Raw genomic sequence first — 1,582 nt, forward strand, 5'->3', positions numbered from 1 at the left:
GTCCCGCGGTTCGGGTAGGCATGTTCGGTCTTACCTGGGACGGCATCCCGGTGCTCCCGGACGCGGATGGTGAGCGCTGGGTATGGCTGGTCGAGCCATCAGCGCAATATCCCGATGGCCGGGTCGAGGCCGGCTACTACCTCCCGGTCCCGGCCACAGCTCCCGCCCGCCTCGGCCTCACCGAACCCCTGCATCTGGCACCTCAAGACTCTGCCCCTCTGACCCGGCCTGAGGTGGTGGGGTGGCGTCCCGCGAAGGACGGCACCGGTCACCGGACGTTGAGGGCTTTCCTGGAATCACGGCCCCATCCGGAAGGTTTCGGCCTGAAATCGAAGGACCGGCCAAGGTCGACGACAAGCCCGGCCGCCCAGAAAATGATCAATGCCTGGGTAGAAGACCTGCACGAAGAAAAGATGACGCTGCAGGCGGTCGTGGATTTGTCCGGTGGCTTGGTCAGTAATTCTCAGGTCGGTGCGTTGTGGCGGCGTCTTAAGGGGCTAGAGATTCCGAAGGATGTGCCGGGGGATGTGGTGGGCTGGCGTCCTGCACCGGATGGCACGGGACCCCAAACGTTCCGGGATTTCCTGAACAAACGGGGAGGCCTCCCGGACGGCTTCGAACTGAAATCAGCGAGCCGACCGCGCTCGAGTCAGCTGGCCCAGGGGTGGATCAATGCCTGGGCGAAAACGCTTTACGGAAAGATGACGTATGCGAAGGTCATAGAACTGTCCGGTGACTTGATCAACCCGGTCCAGGTGGGAGCGTTGTGGGCAGGCCTTGCCAGGGAATCGGATACGAGGGTGCTGGAGGGGGATGTTCCTGGGGGTGGTGGTTCTTCGGTGCCGGGGGTGCTGACCCGGCCTGAGGTGGTGGGGTGGCGTCCCGCGAAGGACGGCACCGGTCCGCGGACGTTGAGGGCTTTCCTGGAATCACGGCCCCAGCCGCCAGGTTTCGGCCTGAAATCGAAGGACCGGAAGCGCTCGAGCCAGATGGCCCAGGAGTGGATCAAGGGCTGGGTGGAAGACCTGCACGGAGAAAAGATGACGCCAGCGGAAGTCGCGAAACTGTCCGGTGATTTGTTCGGTCGCTCTCACGTCAGCGAGTTGTGGCATCGTCTTGAGCGGCCAGAGATTCCTGAGGATGTGCCGGGGGATGTGGTGGGCTGGCGTCCTGCACCGGATGGTACGGGACCCCAAACGTTCCGGGATTTCCTGAACATGCGGGGAGATCTCCCGGCAGGTTTCACCCTGAAATCGAAGGACCGGCCGGGGTCGATCACGAGTGTGGTCGCCCAGGGCTGGATCAATGCCTGGGCGGGAAAGCTTCACGGAAAGATGCCGCAGGCGGACGTCGCGGAACTGTCCGGTGGCTTGATCAACAAGAGCCAGGTGGCGGTGTTGTGGGGAGCTGTCGCGAGGGGCGCGGGTGCGGGGGTTCCTGTTCGGGTGGCGGAGGAGGCGGAGGCGGCGCGGGCGCGGTCGCGGGCGCTTTCGCGGCACGAGAATGAGGGTGAGGGTGAGGGTGGGGGTGTGGTGTGGGAGGGGGGTGATCTGGCTGCTGTGCCGGTGGGGAATGTGTTCGG

Annotated in this window: 1 protein-coding gene; it reads left to right on the top strand. The window is 64.5% G+C overall.

Going from position 1 to position 1,582, the window contains the following annotated elements; all coding sequences use genetic code 11:
- Positions 1–20 precede the first annotated feature (20 nt).
- Positions 21–1,582 (top strand): hypothetical protein (locus H074_RS40150; protein WP_152521365.1); only part of this gene is annotated, 1,562 nt, incomplete at its 3' end.

It is taken from the genome of Amycolatopsis decaplanina DSM 44594, from assembly GCF_000342005.1.
In the GTDB taxonomy this organism is placed as follows: Bacteria; Actinomycetota; Actinomycetes; order Mycobacteriales; family Pseudonocardiaceae; genus Amycolatopsis; species Amycolatopsis decaplanina.